Source organism: Treponema sp. R80B11-R83G3 (assembly GCF_054786115.1).
This window is the reverse complement of sequence record NZ_BDHF01000307.1, coordinates 1-882: the sequence shown is the minus strand read 5'-3', so window position 1 is coordinate 882 and position 882 is coordinate 1. Positions and strand designations below refer to the sequence as shown.

2 protein-coding genes are annotated in these 882 nt (G+C 42.7%); both read right to left on the bottom strand.

All coding sequences use genetic code 11. The annotated features are described in order from the left end of the window. The coding region (locus ACYVRH_RS13510) for a hypothetical protein (RefSeq protein WP_461257412.1) at positions 1-482 on the bottom strand (482 nt) is incomplete at its 3' end. Positions 483-485: 3 nt separating this feature from the next. Beyond that, complete coding sequence (gene rpsR / locus ACYVRH_RS13505) at positions 486-758, bottom strand: 30S ribosomal protein S18 (RefSeq protein ID WP_461257413.1); 273 nt, start codon at positions 756-758, stop codon at positions 486-488. Positions 759-882: the final 124 nt, after the last annotated feature.

Genomic DNA, 882 nt, shown 5'->3' with positions numbered 1-882 from the left:
CTGTTAATCAAAATGATAAAAACAACCGCGCAAACTGACGAGGCAATTACAAACCGGTATGCCGTCCGCATAAATTTTCCGCCCATTATCCACGTAAACCCAAACAAAACTGTTGTTAAGTACAACATTTCCACCGGCATATTGCTCATATCAGGCCTTGAAAAAGACTGAATAACAATCAGAATGATATTTGCCGCAGCCGCTGTTATAAATATCGGCATAAATGAGCCTGATATTATTATTACATATCCAAGCGGCACAAGAAAAAACAGCGAAAGAAGGCCGGTTTTTAAGAAAATCAAGCTGAGAGCCGTGCAAACAAGTAAAGGAACAAGAGGAAAATAATTATTAATGCCGGAAAGCCTCTCCTGCGCGGGTGAGGATGGGCTGTCTGTTTCACGCGTGGAGACTGTTTCTTGCGTGGAAACTGCTTCCTGCGGAGAAACTGCTTCCTGAGAGGAAGCTTCTTCTTCTTCAAGCATAATTTATTCGGCTACATAGGGAAGAAGGGCGATGCTTCTTGCCTGTTTGATGGCAAGGGCCAGAGCGCGCTGATGTTTTGCGCAAGTTCCGGTAATACGGCGGGGAAGAATTTTCCCCCTTTCTGTAATAAACCTGCGAAGAGTATCGACTTCTTTGTAGTCTATCTTCATTTTTTGGGCGCAGAATTTGCAAACCTTTTTCTTGAAAAAAACTTTCTGTCCCTTGCCGCCGCGTCCCCTATCGTCGCCGTCTCGGTCGTCCATCTGCATATCCATTCCCCTGTCGTGGCGGGAATGTTGTTCGTTATCAAAATATTTATCATCTGACATAAAAAATCTCCTTATATAGAATAAATTTTAAAAAGGTATATCATCGGTAAAACCGTCATCTTTACTTGAT